21 protein-coding genes are annotated in these 16,887 nt (G+C 69.1%); 4 read left to right on the plus strand and 17 right to left on the minus strand.

Translation table 11 applies throughout. The annotated features are described in order from the left end of the window. The first annotated feature begins 90 nt into the window (after nucleotides 1–90). Nucleotides 91–483: a hypothetical protein gene (locus AB0H76_RS21490; protein ID WP_357326716.1), complete on the plus strand. Its 393-nt coding sequence runs from the start codon at nucleotides 91–93 to the stop codon at nucleotides 481–483. Here AB0H76_RS21490 and AB0H76_RS21495 read toward each other — a convergent pair whose 3' ends face one another. The 5 genes from AB0H76_RS21495 to hemB form a co-directional block, all read right to left on the minus strand. After that, entirely contained in the window at nucleotides 484–699 is a 216-nt protein-coding gene (locus tag AB0H76_RS21495; RefSeq protein ID WP_357326719.1) for a hypothetical protein, read from the minus strand. 103 nt (nucleotides 700–802) lie between these two features. Beyond that, a complete protein-coding gene (locus AB0H76_RS21500) occupies nucleotides 803–1,033 on the minus strand; it encodes a hypothetical protein (RefSeq protein WP_357326722.1) in 231 nt (76 codons plus the stop codon). Beyond that, a complete protein-coding gene (locus AB0H76_RS21505) occupies nucleotides 1,030–1,518 on the minus strand; it encodes a hypothetical protein (protein ID WP_357326725.1) in 489 nt (162 codons plus the stop codon). Before AB0H76_RS21505 ends, AB0H76_RS21500 begins: the two co-directional genes overlap by 4 nt. Before the next feature lie 292 nt (nucleotides 1,519–1,810). Continuing rightward, on the minus strand, nucleotides 1,811–2,353 hold the full coding sequence (locus AB0H76_RS21510; RefSeq protein WP_357326728.1) for a hypothetical protein: 543 nt from the start codon (nucleotides 2,351–2,353) through the stop codon (nucleotides 1,811–1,813). After that, complete coding sequence (gene hemB / locus AB0H76_RS21515; RefSeq protein WP_357326731.1) at nucleotides 2,350–3,327, minus strand: porphobilinogen synthase; 978 nt, start codon at nucleotides 3,325–3,327, stop codon at nucleotides 2,350–2,352. The genes AB0H76_RS21510 and hemB overlap by 4 nt, the downstream gene beginning before the upstream one ends. Nucleotides 3,328–3,542: 215 nt before the next feature. On the opposite strand from hemB, the gene AB0H76_RS21520 reads away from it, so the two are divergent. Together AB0H76_RS21520 and AB0H76_RS21525 are read left to right on the plus strand one after the other, a co-directional pair. Then, nucleotides 3,543–3,929 carry a DUF4189 domain-containing protein gene (locus AB0H76_RS21520; RefSeq protein ID WP_357326734.1) on the plus strand — a complete coding sequence of 129 codons (387 nt, stop codon included), beginning with the start codon at nucleotides 3,543–3,545 and terminating at the stop codon, nucleotides 3,927–3,929. A 112-nt stretch (nucleotides 3,930–4,041) separates the two neighbouring features. Then, nucleotides 4,042–4,311, plus strand: a complete 270-nt coding sequence (locus tag AB0H76_RS21525) for a hypothetical protein (RefSeq protein ID WP_357326737.1) — start codon at nucleotides 4,042–4,044, stop codon at nucleotides 4,309–4,311. 96 nt (nucleotides 4,312–4,407) lie between these two features. Here AB0H76_RS21525 and AB0H76_RS21530 read toward each other — a convergent pair whose 3' ends face one another. The 5 genes from AB0H76_RS21530 to AB0H76_RS21550 form a co-directional block, all read right to left on the minus strand. Next, nucleotides 4,408–5,976, minus strand: coding sequence for a bifunctional uroporphyrinogen-III C-methyltransferase/uroporphyrinogen-III synthase (locus AB0H76_RS21530; RefSeq protein WP_194816133.1), 1,569 nt, complete (start codon nucleotides 5,974–5,976; stop codon nucleotides 4,408–4,410). Next, entirely contained in the window at nucleotides 5,973–6,998 is a 1,026-nt protein-coding gene (hemC, locus tag AB0H76_RS21535) for a hydroxymethylbilane synthase (RefSeq protein ID WP_357326740.1), read from the minus strand. Before hemC ends, AB0H76_RS21530 begins: the two co-directional genes overlap by 4 nt. Continuing rightward, nucleotides 6,995–8,395, minus strand: coding sequence for a glutamyl-tRNA reductase (locus AB0H76_RS21540; protein ID WP_357326742.1), 1,401 nt, complete (start codon nucleotides 8,393–8,395; stop codon nucleotides 6,995–6,997). The genes hemC and AB0H76_RS21540 overlap by 4 nt, the downstream gene beginning before the upstream one ends. Nucleotides 8,396–8,468: 73 nt before the next feature. Further along, complete coding sequence (locus tag AB0H76_RS21545) at nucleotides 8,469–9,263, minus strand: redox-sensing transcriptional repressor Rex (protein ID WP_357329790.1); 795 nt, start codon at nucleotides 9,261–9,263, stop codon at nucleotides 8,469–8,471. Between the two features lie 284 nt (nucleotides 9,264–9,547). Beyond that, nucleotides 9,548–9,808, minus strand: a complete 261-nt coding sequence (locus tag AB0H76_RS21550) for a glutaredoxin family protein (protein ID WP_357326745.1) — start codon at nucleotides 9,806–9,808, stop codon at nucleotides 9,548–9,550. Nucleotides 9,809–9,993: 185 nt separating this feature from the next. On the opposite strand from AB0H76_RS21550, the gene AB0H76_RS21555 reads away from it, so the two are divergent. Then, nucleotides 9,994–10,917, plus strand: coding sequence for an HAD-IB family hydrolase (locus tag AB0H76_RS21555; RefSeq protein WP_357329792.1), 924 nt, complete (start codon nucleotides 9,994–9,996; stop codon nucleotides 10,915–10,917). Here the strand turns inward: AB0H76_RS21555 and AB0H76_RS21560 are convergent. From AB0H76_RS21560 to AB0H76_RS21590, 7 genes are all read right to left on the minus strand, one after another. Continuing rightward, a complete protein-coding gene (locus AB0H76_RS21560) occupies nucleotides 10,914–11,936 on the minus strand; it encodes a lysophospholipid acyltransferase family protein (RefSeq protein ID WP_357326747.1) in 1,023 nt (340 codons plus the stop codon). The two genes, AB0H76_RS21555 and AB0H76_RS21560, sit on opposite strands and share 4 nt — an antisense overlap. Next, nucleotides 11,933–12,967, minus strand: coding sequence for an NAD-dependent epimerase/dehydratase family protein (locus AB0H76_RS21565; RefSeq protein ID WP_357329793.1), 1,035 nt, complete (start codon nucleotides 12,965–12,967; stop codon nucleotides 11,933–11,935). Before AB0H76_RS21565 ends, AB0H76_RS21560 begins: the two co-directional genes overlap by 4 nt. 255 nt (nucleotides 12,968–13,222) lie before the next feature. Then, on the minus strand, nucleotides 13,223–13,324 hold the full coding sequence (locus tag AB0H76_RS21570; RefSeq protein WP_003402602.1) for an AURKAIP1/COX24 domain-containing protein: 102 nt from the start codon (nucleotides 13,322–13,324) through the stop codon (nucleotides 13,223–13,225). A 205-nt stretch (nucleotides 13,325–13,529) separates the two neighbouring features. Continuing rightward, nucleotides 13,530–13,718 (minus strand): helix-turn-helix domain-containing protein, encoded by a 189-nt coding sequence (locus tag AB0H76_RS21575; protein WP_040696222.1) that lies wholly within the window; start codon nucleotides 13,716–13,718, stop codon nucleotides 13,530–13,532. A 256-nt stretch (nucleotides 13,719–13,974) separates the two neighbouring features. After that, entirely contained in the window at nucleotides 13,975–14,805 is an 831-nt protein-coding gene (gene proC / locus AB0H76_RS21580; RefSeq protein WP_357326750.1) for a pyrroline-5-carboxylate reductase, read from the minus strand. A 126-nt stretch (nucleotides 14,806–14,931) separates the two neighbouring features. Beyond that, complete coding sequence (locus AB0H76_RS21585; RefSeq protein ID WP_357326753.1) at nucleotides 14,932–15,789, minus strand: thioesterase family protein; 858 nt, start codon at nucleotides 15,787–15,789, stop codon at nucleotides 14,932–14,934. 104 nt (nucleotides 15,790–15,893) lie between these two features. Further along, a complete protein-coding gene (locus AB0H76_RS21590) occupies nucleotides 15,894–16,799 on the minus strand; it encodes a sugar phosphate isomerase/epimerase (protein ID WP_357329795.1) in 906 nt (301 codons plus the stop codon). Nucleotides 16,800–16,887: the final 88 nt, after the last annotated feature.

Genomic DNA, 16,887 nt, shown 5'->3' on the forward strand with positions numbered 1-16,887 from the left:
TTCGGGTTTCCCCGGATATCGATCGCTGGCAGGTTGCTGATGCGTAACCTCGACCCGGTCGCATCATCCGCAATCGGTCGGGAGGGTTCTATGCGGGTCGCCATCACCAGGACAGTCGCCATTACCGCGCTCTGTGCCGCGGCCGTGGCTATCGGTAGCGGGACCGCCACCGCGATGGATCCGGTGCTGCAGCCCGATCAGAGCCGGGCCGGGGTGCGGCTGAGCCACGACGAGACCGTCGCGGTGGCCGCCGGGCCGATGCCGGCGCTGATCACCATGGTCGTGCCGCTGACCAAGATCGGGGCCGGGCTGCACCCGGAAACCGAGATCTATCGCGACCAGAACGGCGGGGTGTACGCCTCGCTGCGGCAGGTCATCGCCGAATCGGCCGAGCACCCCGACGGTTCGGTCACCTTGCTGGTGAACGCGCCGGGGAGCCGCGGCGGCCGGGTGCTGGACATCTACCAGCACTGGACCGGCTAGCTAGGTGTACATGCAGGGCACCGACGCGGAAATGGTGTGCAGAAAGCACATTCCGTTGTTGTAGATCCCGGCCGAACCGGTCTCCGGCACGAAAATCTCTTCCGCCTCGGCGGCCGGTTCCAGGGGAAGGCCTTGCGCGGAGGCGGGCGCGGCCGCCAGCCCCAGGGCGGCGGCGGCCACCAGCGCCACGCCGAATTTCGCAACCAGAGTATTCACGAACAACACCTTTCATCGAAAAGGCCTGGGCGACAGTCGATCACCCACGACCTGGAGCAAAACTACCGCCCCGGCGGGCGGTTGTATGCCCCTCATTTCGATGTCAGCGGCGGCGCGCGCGCCCGACCGCGTCGATGCCGACGAGACCGGCGACGAGCAGCAAGAACGTGGCCAGCAGCAGCCAGGGCGCGACATAGCGGGTGGCCTCGAAGCCGGGCAGGTCACCGGCGGCCGCGAACGAGGTGGTGGCCAGCCCGCGGGACCAGCTCGCCACCGCGCCCAGCACGCACAGCACCGCCAGCACCAGTTCGCCGATCGCGATACCCAGCTTCAACGATCCGCTCCGTTCTCTTCGGTCGGCAGCACCGCGGCGAGCGCGGCGCGCAACGCGCGGTGGTCCTTGGCCCAAGCCTGCACCACGCTACCGTCGTCCAGCCGCAGGCCGATGCCGGTGCGTCGCCGCGGCACCCCGCTCAATTCGCCGAGGGCGCGCGCCGATTCCCACTCTTCGTCGTACTTGGCGTCCGGACGCGGCGGCAGCAGATCGGCGATCCGGGACAGCGGCAGCACCTCGGTCCCCGACCGCAGCACGTCGCCGGTGAGTTCGACGCTGACGTGGCGGCGGGCCGCGAACACCTGCAGCGCGACGAAGCCGGCGATCAGCACGGCACAGAAGATCAGGGCGAACCAGTGCACGGCACTACCCGTGCCGAATTCGAGAAGCAGGACGGCGGCACACAGCACCGGCCCGTAGGCCACCGCACGCCAGTTCGCGCCCGGTTCGGCGAAGGACACCTGCTCGACGGGCTCGACAGTCACGCCGAGCCCCCTTGACGCCACACGGAGAAACTCAGCCGGCCATCCCGGGCAGCAGCAGCAGCGCGACGGTGACCAATCCCAGCAGGATCAGCAGGCTCAGCACGATCAAATCTCGTCGAATGCTTTGCGGCTGTTGGATCACCACTCGCATCGATGCCTCCGATCCCCCGGAACCAACGTCTCACCGCCGGATTCCGGTTCCCATGTCCACTGTGACAACCCTCACCATACATGCCCGTACCGGACGGTAGCTAAACCCCCCGGTCGGTAATCGGTTGGCAGCGTGCGCCGCTCACCGCCGGCGATGGGCCACGAAATAGGCGGTCGAATCCTTGCGGTGCATCAGGTAGATCGCGCCACCGCCGAGCACGCCCTGCACGATCGTCGCGGCGCCGGCCAGCAGCGCGGCCAGGCCGTCGATCGAGCCGATCGCGATCATCGTGCCCAGCGCGCTGAACACCAGCCAGGCGCCGACCACGGTCAGCACCGTGCGCGACCACAGCTTGCCCCGCGCCATGAAATGCGCGAACAGCAGCACCAGGCCCGCGATCGTCAGACCGAGCAGCACCGCGAACACCAGCGCCACCGGCACCAGCTTGTCGGCCTGCTCCTGGGTGAAGGCCGGATCGCTGGTCCGCGCCTGCTCGAGCAGATCCGTGGCGAGCTCGTGGCGCTGGCCCCACACCGAGGGGATCGACACGAACAGCAGCAGCACACCGAAAGCGGCCACGCCCCACCACAGTTGACGGGCGGTGCGAATGTCTTCGGGCATGGCCGGTAGGGGCTCCGGGCCCGGAGGCGGGCCCGGCATCGGGCCGGGTAGGTGATGGGTCACGACAACCAGTGTGCGGCTTCGGCAGCCCAGTAGGTGAGCACGATGTCGGCGCCCGCACGGCGGATGCCCGTCAGCGACTCCAGGACGGCGCCGCGACGGTCGATCCAGCCGCGTTCGGCGGCGGCGGTGATCATCGCGTACTCACCGGAGATCTGATACGCCGCGACCGGCACCGTGGAGCGGTCGGCGACGTCACGCAGGATGTCCAGATACGACATGGCCGGCTTCACCATGACGATGTCGGCGCCCTCGGCCAGATCGAGCTCCAGCTCCCGGATCGCCTCGCGGCGGTTCGCCGGGTCCTGCTGATAGCTGCGGCGGTCGCCCTCCAGCGAGGAGGACACGGCCTCCCGGAACGGGCCGTAGAACGCCGAGGCGTACTTCGCGGCGTAGGCCAGGATGCCGGTGTCGGTGCGCCCGACCGCGTCCAGCCCGCGCCGGATCGCGCCGACCTGGCCGTCCATCATGCCGCTGGTGCCCAGCAGATCGGCGCCCGCGTCGGCCTGCGACAACGCCATGTCGACATAGCGGTGCAGGGTGGCGTCGTTGTCCACCGAACCGTCGACGCCGAGCACACCGCAGTGGCCGTGATCGGTGAATTCGTCCAGACAGGTGTCGGCCATGATCACCGTGGAGCCGCCGACCTCGTCCGCGAGCGCCCGCAGGCCCCGGTTCAGGATCCCGTCCGGGTCGCTGGCGTGACTGCCGGTGGCGTCCTTGTCCTGGGAACGCGGCACCCCGAACAGCATGATGCCGCCGACGCCCGCGGTGACCGCCTCGACCGCCGCTTTCCGCAGCGAATCCATGGAATGCTGCTGGACACCCGGCATGGAGCTGATCTCCCGCGGTTCGTCCAGCCCGTCGGCCACGAACATCGGCAACACTAATTGCCTTGGCTCCAGGGTGGTTTCGGCGACGAGCCGGCGCATAGCGGGGGTGCGGCGCAACCGTCGCGGGCGGTCCATTCCGGTCATGACCTCAATATATGCCCGCTCATTCGCCGCCGGTCGGCCGGGTGAGGACGGAGGACGCCGAGCGGAAATCACGCCGTTTGAACTCGGTCGCGCCGCCGTTATCATGTCGAGAGGTGGGGGGACGATCCTTCATGAAATCTGTTCTCACCGTGGACAACTCCACGGCGGTCCGCCGGGCTGGGAGCAGTGCCGCGCAAGAGATACGGGGAGAAGCGATGGCGAAGTTCGGGGTGGGTGTGGTGGCGCGGGTTGTGGTGACGGCGGCGTTGGCCGCGGGGGTTTCGACGGTGGCGGCGGGGCCGGCTACCGCGAAGTCCGACGATTGGGGGGCGATCGCGTATTCGCCGTCGAGTGGGGAGACCGGGTGGGGGCGGAATTACAGCACGAAGAAGCGGGCCGAGCGGGCGGCGCTGGAGACGTGCAAGAAGTCCGATTGCAAGGTGCTGCTGAATTTCGTCAACAAGTGCGGGGCGGCGGCGCGGGCGAAGGACGGAAGCTGGTCGCTCGGGCGCGGGTCCACCAACGCGGAGGCGAACGCGAACGCGGTGCGGGCGGCGACGGGGCGCAACCCACAGATCAAGGAGTCGATCTGTAACGATTGAGCCTCACGCGAAAAGCATTGCTGCCAGGCGTTTTTGTCGGTGGGGAGGAGTAAAATCGGCAGTGTGTTCGAGGGGATCCACAAGGGTCCCCGATCGCGAGGGGAGAACGCAATTGCCCGCGAAGACAACGATTATCGAGGCCCCGTACATCCCGCTGGAGAAGCGGCCGCTGCCGGCGGGGCGCCCGCGTAAGTGGTACGTCCGGCACAACCGCAGGCTCAAGGCGATGCGGCTGACCATCGCGCTGCTGGATTCGGGCACCTATCTGCCCGATCAGGCGACCAACGAAAAGATCCGGCGCACGGCCGATCTCATCGGAATTCGTCCGCCATCGGACACTACTTGCCGGTTGGTGCGTACCCTGATGCGATACAGCCGCTGACCCCACAGGCTCGGACCGGTGCGACGCCCGGCCCGAGGGCGAAACGCTCACAGCGTAGTGAGCGTTTCGTTCCACGGTGGTAGCCGATCGCCGCGGCTATCGGCTGCTGCTGCGCCGGCTCTTCTTGCGCGGCGGCGGCAGCAGGCCCTCGGCGCGCAAGCGCGCGGCGTGTTCCGCCAAAGCCTCGACCAGCGGGCCGACCTGAGCCGTCTCCGGCTGCACATCCACGCGCAGGCCGAATTCGATGGCCGTCTCGGCGGTCTTCGGGCCGATGCAGGCGACGATGGTGCGGGCGTGCGGCTTACCCGCGATGCCGACCAGGTTGCGCACCGTCGAGGACGAGGTGAACAGGACCGCGTCGAAGCCGCCGGTCTTGATCATCTCGCGGGTCTCGGCGGGCGGCGGCGAGGCACGCACCGTGCGGTAGGCGGTGACGTCGTCGATCTCCCAGCCGCGGTCGCGCAGACCCTCGGCCAGGGTCTCGGTGGCGATGTCCGCACGCGGCAGCAGCACCCGGTTGACCGGGTCGAAAACGTCGTCGTAGGGCGGGAAATCGGCCAGCAGGCCCTCCGAGGACTGCTCACCCGAGGGCACCAGCTCCGGATTGATGCCGAAGGAACGCACCTTCTCCGCGGTGGCCTCCCCCACGCAGGCGATCTTCACGCCGCTGAAAGCGCGCGCGTCCAGACCGAACTCGGCGAACTTCTCCCACACCGCGCGCACCGCGTTGGTGGAGGTGAACACCACCCACTGGTAGCGGCCGTCGACCAGGCCCTTCACCGCACGTTCCATCTGGGCCGGGCTGCGCGGCGGCTCGACCGCGATGGTCGGCACCTCCATCGGAATGGCGCCGTGGGTGACGAGCCGTTCGCTCATCTCGGCGGCCTGATCCTTGGTGCGCGGCACCAGCACGGTCCAGCCGTACAGCGCACGCGATTCCCACCACGACATCTTGGAGCGGGCCGCGACGACCTTGCCGATGGTGACGATCAGCGGGCCGACCAGTTCCGAGGCGGCGCTGTTCAGCGTGGCCAGGGTGGCCTCGATGGTGCGCTGCTGGCGGGTGGTGCCGCGCACGGTGACCGCGACCGGGGTCTGGGAGGCCATGCCGTGTTCCACCAGGGCGCTGGCGGTCTCGGCCAGGTGGCCGGAGGTGGCGTGCAGCACCAGCGGGCCGGGGGCGGCGGCCAGCGCCGCCCAGTCGACCTCGCCGCGCACGTCGGCCTCGGTGTGCCCGGAGCCGAGCGCGATGCCGGCGTAGCTGGGCACGGCCGAGGCGTTGGGCAGGCCCGGCAGCACCTCGAACACCATGTGCGACCGGGTGACGGCGTTGACCTCGGTGATCACCGAGTCGGCGGTCAGCGGGTCGCCGGCCACCACGCGGACCACGTCGTGGCCGTTGCGGGCCTCGGCGATCAGCGTCTTGGCGACCTCGGCGGGCTCGCCGAGGGCGGGCCGCACGTCGACCGGGCGGGTGCCGTCCTCGTTCTCCTCGACCGCGCTGCCGATCAGGGCGAGCACGCCCTTGTCGACATCGGGGTCGGTGAAGGCCAGCGTCGCGCGCCCGAGCACCTCGCGCGCCCGCACGGTCAGCAACGCCGGGTCACCGGGCCCCGACCCCACGAAGAGGATCCGACCTGGTTGCTTCTTGGTAGCGCGGCTCATTGGCTGTTCTCCATTGGGCTCGGGTTGGCGAAGTCAGAGGAACCGGTTTCCGGTTCGGGTGTGCTGAGCAGCGCACGAGCGCCGAGCTCCAGCAATTCACGGGCAAGCTCACGGCCGAGTTCTTCGGCCTTCTCGGGCGAGCCGACGATCGAGGCCCGCAGCACATCGGATCCGTCGATGGCCGCCGCGCACGCGCGTAGCGACAGTTCGTCGTAGATCCGGCCGTCCTCGTCGATCGACTCGACGACCTCGGCGAGCGCGCCGATCGGGGCCGTGCACCCGGCCTCGAGTTCGGCCAGCAGGCTCCGCTCGGCGGTGATGGCCGCCCGGCTGGTGGCATCGTCGAGCCGGGACAGCGCCTCGACCAGCGCGGTGTCGTCGCTGCGGCATTCGACCGCGAGCGCGCCCTGGGCGGGCGCGGGCAGCATCTGCACCGGTTCCAGCGCCTCGGTGACCGCGTCGGTGCGCTGGATCCGGGCCAGGCCGGCGCGGGCGACGACGACCGCGTCCAGTTCGCCCTCGGCGACCTTGCGCAGCCGGGTGTCGAGATTGCCGCGCAGCGGCACGATGTTCAGGCCGAGGCCAAGGGCCCGCAACTGCGCGGCGCGGCGCGGCGCGGAGGTGCCGACCACGGAACCCGCGGGCAGTTCACCGAGCACCAGCCCGTCGCGGGCCACCAGCGCGTCGCGCGGATCCTCGCGGGGCGGGATCGCGGCGATGACGAAACGTGCGTCCGGCGCGGTCGGCAGATCCTTGTAGGAGTGCACGGCGATGTCGATGGTGCCGGCGGCGAGCTCGTCGCGCAGCGCGGAGGTGAAGACACCGACACCGATCTTGGCGACCGGGTCCGACGACAGATCGCCGGGTGTCTTCACCACGACGAGCTCGGCGTCGTGCCCGGCCGCGAGTAGCGCGTCGCGCACGGTGCCCGATTGGGTCAGCGCCAGCAGGCTGCCGCGGGTGCCGATACGCCAGGTGCCGCGAGCAGTCACGTTGTCCTCGATTGTCTGGGCTTGCGTCATGGGGTGGCCTCCTCGTCACCGAGGTGCCCCGCGGTGAAATCGTCGGCCAGGTTCGACTCCCCGACCCGCGCGGAAATCTCCATCGGCGCCGCAACCGCTTGTGCCGCGCCGGGTTTGAGCTCGAACAGTTCACGCAGCGCTTCGGCGTAGCTGTCGCCACCGGGGGTCGAGGCCAATTGCTTGACCCGCACCGTCGGCGCGTGCAGCAGCTTGTCGACGACGCGGCGCACGGTGCGCGCCACCTCGTCGCGTTCCGGATCGGCCAGCGAGGGCAGCCGGGAATCCAGCCGCAGCAGTTCGGCTTCCACCACCTCGGCCGCGCGCTGGCGCAGCGCCGCGACGGTCGGGGTGACCTCGGCCATCCGCTGGCCCGCGAGGTAGCGGGCGAGTTCGTCGGCCACGATGGTGCGCGCGGCGGCGGTGTCGTCGGCCGCGGCGCCCGCGGCCGGATCCCGCTGCAGCGTCTCGATATCGATGACCGCGACCCCGGGTAGCCCGGCCACCGCGTGCTCGACATCGCGGGGCAGGCCCAGGTCGCAGAACACCAGCGGGCGGGTGGAGGCGGCGGCGCGATCGCGATCGGCCAGCGCGCGATGGGTGTCGGCCAGCGTCACCACGGCGCCGACCGCGCCGGTACAGGTGATCACGACGTCGGCGGCGGACATGGCCTCGGTGAGCCGGGACAACTCCAGCGCGCTGGACTCGACGCCGTAGGTGCCCGCCGTCTCGGCCAGGCGCTTGGCCCGATCGATGGTGCGGTTGACGACGATGATCCGCCCGATGCCGGCCCGCGAAAGATGGGCGACCGCAAGGCTTCCCATCGCGCCCGCGCCCACCACGACCGCGGTGCGGCCGGCGATCGAACCCAGCACCTGCTGCGCCCGTTCCAGCGCCACCGACACCACGGAGGCGCCGGCGCGGTCGATCCCGGTCTCCGAGTGCACCCGCTTGCCGACCCGCAGCGCGTGCTGGGACAACTCGTGCAGCGTGCGGCCGACGGCCTGCTGCGCGTCGGCGGAGGCGTAGGCGCTGCGGATCTGGCTGAGCACCTGCTGCTCGCCGATCACCATCGAGTCCAGGCCGCTGGCCACCGCGAACAGGTGCTCGGCGGCGGCTTCGCTGTAGCGGACGTAGGCGTGCTTGGTCAGATCCGGCAGCGGCATGCCGGAGTGGCGGGTGAGCAGCTCACCGACCTCGGCGAGGCCACCGTGGAAGGCGTCGACCACCGCGTAGACCTCCACGCGGTTGCAGGTCGAGACGATCATCGCCTCCGACACGTGGCTGGACTCGAGCATTCGTTCGATCAGCTTGGGCCGGTCGGTATCGGTGATCGCGACCTTCTCGAGCACCGAAACCGGCGCACTGCGGTGCGAGATACCAACGAGAAGAACACTCATGCCTTCGCCTCGCTAGCGCTCAGCTGCGGCATGCGCGTTGCACGCTGGCACATGGTTCGTTCGCTGCGCTCACTCACGGGGTAACCACCGATCCCTTGCTGCTGCTTGGCTCCGTTGCCGGCTGATGCGAGGACTTCGTGTGCTCGAGGGCCCGGTGCGCGGCAGGCGGCACGCGGCGGGCGATGCGGCCCGATCCGGCGTGCGCCACGGGCAGCTGCTCGACAGGCTCGGTGTTGCGGGTGCGTTCGAAGGAGAGCATCTGCATCTCCACGGCGAGATCGACCCGGCGGACCTCCACCGTCTCCGGCGCCATCAGCACCGACGGGGAGAAGCTGAGAATGGACTGCAAACCGGCCGCGACCAGCAGATCGCAGACATCCTGGGCGGCGGCGTCGGGCACGGTGATGACCGCGATGGTCGGATCGAGCTGCGCGACGGCCCCGGCCAGTTCCGCGACGTCGCGGACCTTCAGCCCGGCCACGGGCAGCCCGACCACCGCGGGGTCGTGGTCGAAGACCCCGACCACGGTGAAGCCACGCCGCTTGAACCCGCCGTAGCCCACCAGGGCCCGGCCCAGGTTACCGGCGCCGACGAGCACTACGCGATGTCCTCCGGAGAGTCCGAGCACATCCTCGATCCTGGTGCGCAACTTCGCGACGTCATAGCCGACACCCCGTACGCCGTTGGGTCCGAGGAAGGAGAGATCCTTGCGCAACTTGGCGGAATTGACACCCGCCGCGACAGCGAGTTCCTCACTCGATACGATGAGTACTCCGTCGTCGGCCAGCATGGCGAGGACCCGGAGATAGGTAGCCAAGCGCGCCACGGTGGCCTGCGGGATGTCCTTGGTGGACGTCGGCTTCTGCAGAGCCCTGCCGGAGGCGCCACCCGGCGCCTCATGCTGCTCTGTCACGTGTTCGCACTCCTCGGTTCCGGACTGCTCGAGGTCCGGTTTCGCTCGGCCTATGGCCCGCAGGCGGGTGGTGCCATGGTCGAAGTGTCGGATTTCAGGGGGCGGTTCCGCAGCCTCGGCCAGCGGTTCGCGTGCTATCACCGTAACTGCTTGTGCAGCCCTTCACAAAGTCGGTGAAATTGGCCTCATTTTCCCTTACGACCAGGCAAGCGTCCGAAAAGGACACGAGCAGCTCCGGCTCAGCGCGTCAAATCGGCTCGCAGCCGGGTTTCGTCGACGTCGAAATAGCTGTGCTCGCGGCCGTCGAGCAACACCACGGGAAGCCGGTCGCCGTACTCCGCGCGCAGGCCAGGGTCGGTAGCGGCGGCCTCGTCGACGTCCACGGTCTGCGGTTCGATGCCGAATTCGGCGCAGACTCGGCGCAGCTGTTCGAGAGCCACGCCACACAGTCCGCAGCCGGCGCGGGTCAGCAATGTCACCGAATGTGTGGGATTGGTCATGGCGTTCATTAAATCCCCTGCGTACCTTCCTGTCGTTGTCGCCGTGGCCGGTTAGGGTGGACCTGTTCGTGCGACGGGCGGAGGTACTGGTGCCGGAACGTGAGAAGGTCGAAAAGGCCGGATTCATCGCGGGGCGCTTCGGCGAATTCCCGGTGAGATGGAATCAAGGTCGTCTCGGTCAGAGCCTGCACGATCAGCTCACCAGATTCCCGCGCAGCCCGTTCGGGCCGAGCGAGGAAGAGGTCCGGGCCAATCTGGCCGGTGAGGCCAGCGCCGACGCCGCCCTCTCGCTGCACGATGCCGAGCTCGAGGCGGACAGCACCGGTTTCGAGGTACCGCGCGATCTGACCGCAGCCGCGTTCTTCGACGTGGACAACACCATGGTGCAGGGCGCCTCCATCGTGCACTTCGCGCGCGGGCTGGCCGCTCGCAAATACTTCAAGACCTCCGACCTGGTCGACGTCGCCTGGAAGCAGGTGAAGTTCCGGGTCACCGGCAAGGAGAACAGCGCCGACATGGTCTCGGGGCGGGAGAAGGCGCTGGCGTTCATCGCGGGCCGCTCCACCGCCGAACTCGCCGCGCTCGGCGAGGAGATCTACGACGAGATCATCGCCGACAAGATCTGGCCGGGTACCCGGGCGCTGGCGCAGATGCACCTGGACGCGGGTCAGCAGGTCTGGCTGGTCACCGCGACGCCGGTGGAGCTGGCCCAGGTCATCGCCAAGCGGCTGGGCCTGACGGGCGCGCTGGGCACGGTCGCGGAAAGCGTCGACGGTAAGTTCACCGGCCGCCTGGTCGGCGACATCCTGCACGGCCTCGGCAAGGCGCACGCGGTACGCACCCTGGCGATCCGGGAGGGCCTGAACCTGAAGCGCTGCTCGGCCTACTCCGACAGCCACAACGACGTCCCGATGCTGTCGCTGGTCGGCACCGCCGTCGCGATCAACCCCGATTCCGACTTACGCGAGGTCGCCAAGAATCGCGGCTGGGAAATCCGCGACTTCCGCACCGGCCGCAAGGCCGCCAAGATCGGCGTGCCCACGGCGCTGGCACTGGGTGCGGCGGGCGGGGCGGTCGCCGCCGCCGTCACCCGCCGCCGCGACCACTAACCGGTGAACGGGTTGCGGCGCTTGGTGAGCAGCTTGTAAAGCGTGCCCTGGATGGTCTCGCGGACCTGGTCGGTGACCTCGAACATGGTCATCGGGTCGTCCGCGGCCTCCGCGTCGTAGCCCGTGGTGGGAATCGGCTCGCCGAATTCGATGTACCACTTGGACGGCAGCGGAATGGCGCCGAGCGGGCCCAGGTGCGGGAACAACGGCGTCACCGGGAAGTACGGCAGGCCGAGCAGGCGGGCCAGCGGCTTCAGATCGGCGATCTTCGGGTAGATCTCCTCCGAGCCGACGATCGAGACCGGGATGATCGGCGCGCCCGTGCGCACGGCCGCCGCGACGAAACCGCCGCGCCCGAAACGCTGCAGCTTGTAGCGGTCGCCGTAGTGCTTGCCGATGCCCTTGAAGCCCTCCGGGAAGACGCCGGTCAATTCCCCGGCGCGCAACAGCCTTTCGGCGTCTTCGCGGCAGGCCAGGGTGTGCCCGGCCTTGCGGGCCAGCACGCCGAGCATGGGCAGTTCGAAGATCAGGTCGGCGGCCAGCAGGCGCAGCGCCCGCTGCTTGACGTGATGATCGTGGATGGCCAATTGCAGCATCAGGCCGTCCAGCGGCACGGTGCCCGCGTGGTTGGCGACCAGCAGCGCGCCACCCACCTCGGGGATGTTCTCGATCCCGTTGACCTGCACCCGGAACCACAGATCCGACATCGGCCGCAGCGCCGGCAGGATCACCGATTCCAGCAGGTGCTCGTCGAAGCCGAACTCGTCGACCTGGTAATCGCCGGTCAGCCGGCGGCGCGCGAAGTCCGCGGTGCGGCTGATCCCGGTGCCGAGAGCGCCGCGCAGCAGATCCGAAAGCGACTGCGGCTCCGGCGGTTCCGCGGCGGCCAGCCGATCGGTCAGCGAAGTCACCTGGCTCGGCGCCGATGCTCCCGGTTCGGGCCAGCGCCGGGCCGTCGCGCGCGGGCGGGCCTCGACGTTCGAATCGTGGAGTGGGATGACTTTCGCTACGTGGTTCATGACTGTGCTCCCGTACCGGCCCCGAGCAGGCCGAGCAGTTTCTTTTCTGCGGCATCGATCCACGCGGGATCGAAGACGGGTCGCGACGCTGCGCCCCCAATGAAGTCGTCGAAGGCCTGCACCGTGGTCCAGCGCGGAACGAAATCCAATTCCGTCCGCATCCGGGTGGTGTCCAGGCCACAACCGAAATGGAAATAATCGAGCTGTTCACCGCTGAATTCCCGCATCACCGGGCCCATCAGCGCGCGCCCCGCGGTGCGGAACAGCACGAACGGCAGCGGCAGCTCCAGCCGGCCCGCCCGCCGTACCGCCTGCGACAGCGCGAGCGCGCCGTCACCAGCGATGTTGAAGGTGCCGCCGGGCGCCGACTTCGCCGCCTGCGCGAGCGCGGCGACGGCGTCTTCCTCGTGCAGCAACTGCATGCGGGCATCGCGCCCGAAAACCGTAGGCGCCACCGGCACCCGTAAATATTGCACCGCCCGCCCGGCCAGCCGCGGGCCGACAATCGGCGCGAAACGCAGAATCGAGGTGGAAATATCGGGGCGGCGGCGCGCGAGACCGCGCACGAATCCTTCGATTTCGATCACATCGTGAGCGAACCCACCCCGCGGCGGGGTACGCGCGCTCATTTCCTCGGTGAATTTCGCCGGGTCCTTGGCGCTGCAGCCATAGACCGCGGCGGTGGACCGCACCACCACCCGGCGCACCGAGGGCGCCTTCTGGCAGACGGCGAGCAGCTGCATGGCGCCGAGCACGTTGAGATCCTTCATCACCGCGCGGGTACCACCGGCCGGCGGCCGGGTCAGCATCGCGGCGTGCACCACGGTGTCCACCTCGTTGCCGTCGATCACCTTGCGGATCAACGGGTTTCGGATGTCGGCGCGAATCAGCTCGGCGCGGCCCATGCGGCGCTGCAACTCGCGGCTCGGCGTCATGGTGTCCACGGCGAGGATGCGTTCGATCGATGGATCCTGCGCGAGCTTGGCCACCACACTGCCGCCGAAGAAGCGACTGGCACCCGTCACGAGCACCACCTTGGGCGAATTGCCGTCTCGTACTTCAGATCCCACTGTGCCGGATCCCACCTACCAGGCCCCCCAGTTGAATTGTGTGCGGTTCCAGCGTAACCGCTGCCGTCCGAGACACCCATACGATTTACCTGCTGATAACGATGATTTCTGTCACCGATCACAAAGCAGAAGGCCCGTCACCGCGAGGGTGACGGGCCTTTCGCCTACAAGCGCTGGCAGAGGCGCCGAGCCGGGTGGATTAGACCCGGCGGTCGATCACTTGCCGAGTTTGCGCCGCTGAACACGCGTGCGGCGAAGCAGCTTGCGGTGCTTCTTCTTCGACATGCGCTTGCGGCGCTTCTTGATCACAGAACCCATAGGGTTTCCTCGCGTTCTCTTTAGTCTTCGGCGCGCACGTCTATGACGTACACCTTCTTCAGCGCCCGCGCCGCCAGCAGACACCGGACACCACGAAGCGGTGCCGCCGGCAGGCGAACACGAACCGACTGTTCATCCTACCGGGACACCCTCCCAGCTATGAAACCGCCTTCTACCTGGACACCGTCAACGGGAGAAACCCGCGTCAACCGGCGTCGAAGTAGGAGGTCTCCAAATAGTCGTGCACCGCCTTGGCGTGCACTCGGAAGGACCGGCCCACCCGCACCGCGGGTAGTTCACCCGAGTGCACCAGACGGTAGACCGTCATTTTCGAAACACGCATCAAGTTGGCCACCTCGGCGACCGTCAGGAACTGCGTGCCGCCACCGAGCAGGGGTTGCCCCGTGCTCGATCTGCTGCTCGAAGGACCTGACGAACCGGGCGACGAGCTCGAGCTGTTCGCAGATATCTTGTTAGACATCATTGCATCACTGACCTCCGGCACGTCCGCGCCACCGGCTTCCCCACCGGCGGAACAGACACGCACGTGCTCCTTGAAGCTTAACGGTGCCAGTGGGATTACTGCGACGGGTGTGAGAAATCAGCGTCACACGCTGGGGGTCCGCAGGACACCAAGTGGACGCGTGGCGTTAATTCGGGACGCTGCCGTCGCCTGATCCCTGCTCGGCCGAGCGATTCTTGGCCGCGTGCAGGGCCTCCAGGAAGGCCGAGCGGACGCCGCCGCGCTCCAGCTCACGCAGGGCGGCGGCGGTGGTACCGGCCGGGGAGGTGACCGCGGCCCGCAGCTCCTCCGCGCTCTGCCCGGATTCGTCGAGCAGCGCGGCCGAACCGATCATGGTCTGCACCACCAGCTGGGTGGCGACCGAGCGGGACAGGCCGAGGCCGACGCCGGCGTCCACCATGGCCTCCACGACCAGGAAGAAGTAGGCCGGGCCGGAACCCGAGACCGCGGTGACCGCGTCCATCTGCGACTCGGTGACGGTGGCGACCTTGCCGACCGAGGCCAGCACGTCGGTCACCAGCTCCAGCTGCTCGGCGCGCGCGTAGCGCCCCGGAGCCAGCACGCTCATGCCCTGGCCGACCAGCATCGGGGTATTGGGCATCACCCGCACCACGGGGAACCCGGCGGGCAGCTTGGCCTCCAGGCGTGCGGTCGGCACGCCCGCCGCCAGCGACACCAGCACCTGGTCGTTGTCGCCGTCGTTGAGATCGGCCTTGCCCAGCTGGGTCAGCACGCTGTCCACGTCACCCGGCTTGACGGCGATCACCAGCAGGTCCGCCCCGACCGCCGCGTCCGCCACCGAGTGCGTGACCCGCACGCCGAACCGGCTCGCGATCAGTTCGGCCCGATCCAGGTGCGTCTCCACGACCACCAGGTCCTTGCCGGCCCGTCCGGACTCGAGCAATCCGGCGATCAACGCCTCCCCGATCCGGCCTCCACCGATCACCGCAATGCGCATAGCCGCCTCTCCGCGTATTCAGTCCCGGGAACGGCTCGGTCAGCCCGTTCCCGTCGAGTTCGTACGGGAGCAGATGTTACGGAGCGCGGCGGCGGCCTGATACCGCGAGGTCGTCCAGCACGGTAGTCAGCGCGGCAGCGGCATCAGGGCGAGCTGGCGGCTCTGCGCGACCACGGCTCCGGTGGCGTCCAGGATCAGCTGATCCTCGTCGAACATGCGGCCGCCCACCTCGTGGCTGGAGGCGATGATGCGCAGCCAGCCGGGCGCAGGGCGGCGGCGCAGGTAGGTGGTCATCTGGACGGTCGGGGCCCAGCCGAAGTGGCCCAGGTTCATCGGCACCGGCGGGCTCATGTCGGCGGCCATCATGGCGAAGTACATCGAGACGTCCGGATCGGCCTGGTCGCCGTCGAACGGGCGCATCCACAGCCGCAGCCGCGGCTCGCCCTTTTCGCCGGCCAGGAAGCGCGCCCACTCGCGGTCGATGAAGACCTCCGCGCCCTGCCCGACGTGCACGATGCTGCCCATCGGGGATTCGGCGTCGTAGCCGATCGCGTCGGCCGGCGGGGCCGCGGGCATGTCGCTGTACTCGTAAGCGTAGAGCGGATCGATGTCGTCGAGGTGGCCGAAGGTGAACGCGGTGCGCACACAAGTGCGCCCGTTCTGGATCAGCTCGGCGTCGGCCAGGCAGATCTGGCGGCCGGTCTTGCGCAGCGACACCCGGTATTCGACCGCGCCCGGTTCCGGGGCGCCGAGGAAGTCCGAGCTGGCCGAGATCGGGGACATCTCGGCCAGGCCCGGGTCGGTGGCGCGCAGGAAACTCGTGGCCGCGGCGGCGCTGCCGGCGACCATGGTGCCGCCGTGCACCTTCTTGCCGATGGTCCAGGTGCGCTCGATGACGCCCGCGTAGTGGCCGGGCGTCTCGAGTTCGGTCAGGGCGCACACCCGGCTGAACGGGGCGTCCACGTCAGCGGTCAGCTCCGGCATCGTCACTCCTGTCGTCCGTCGGCCGCGGCACGAACCACGACCAGGCTTTCGTACAGCGTAGAACGAAGCGTCCCGGCGGCCGCATCCCGGATCGGCATAGGGCCTCAGATCAGGTCGGCGCGCGGTGTGGTGGCGGCGGCGGCCGGAGCCAGGCCGTTCAGGTGGACGCGGGCGAAGGCCAGGGTGCGGCGCAGCATCGCGGCGCGCTCGGCGGTGGTGCGGGCGTTCTGGGTGTTGATCTCGGCGACCGCGTGCCCGGCGAAGCCCGTACGCACCAGCTGCGCGCAGACCTCGGCGCAAGGTTGGGTGCCGTCACCGGGGACCAGGTGCTCGTCGTGCGCAGCGCCGCGGCCGTCGGCCAGGTGCAGATGGGCCAGCCCGGAACCCATCCGGGCGGCCAGCTCGAGCGGGTCGGCGCCCGCGGTGGCGGTGTGCGAGAGATCGAGGGTGTAGTGCCGGAAGCCGGTGTCGGTCGGATCGTAGGACGGGCTGAAAGCCGTTAGGCCCCAGCCGGGTCCGCCGCGGCGCTCCAGCCGCTCGGCGGCCTTCGCGCCCCGGCCGAACAGGGTGTCGGCCCGCATCGGGAACATGTTCTCCACCGCGACGATGACGGGGCTGTGCTCCTCCAGCTCGCCGACCTGCTCGGCGAAACCCTCGGCGTAGCGCCGCTGCCAGCGGAACGGTGGATGCACCACCACGCTGCTCGCACCCAGCGCCTCGGCGGTGTGCACGCTGCGCTCCAGCTTCGCGATCGGGTCCGCACCCCAAACCCGTTGCGAGATCAGCAGACACGGCGCGTGCACCGCCAGCACCGGCATGTCGTACTTGCGCACATAGGACTGCACCGTGGCCAGGCTCTGACTGGCAGGCTCGGCCCAGACCATCAATTCCACACCGTCGTAACCGATTTCGGCGGCGTACCGGAACGCCGCCTCGGTGTTCTGCGGGTACACCGAGGCCGTGGACAGGCCTACCTTGATGCCACGGCCCGGCGGCCCGTGCTCGCCCACCGACCCAGACCCCGACTGCTCGGTCTCGCGCGCGTCGCCCGGCACGTCGCTCGCTCTCGTGTCGTCCGCCTGTCCGATGTGCCCCACA

The sequence above is a fragment of the Nocardia sp. NPDC050712 genome, assembly GCF_040654295.1.
Lineage (GTDB): Bacteria > Actinomycetota > Actinomycetes > Mycobacteriales > Mycobacteriaceae > Nocardia.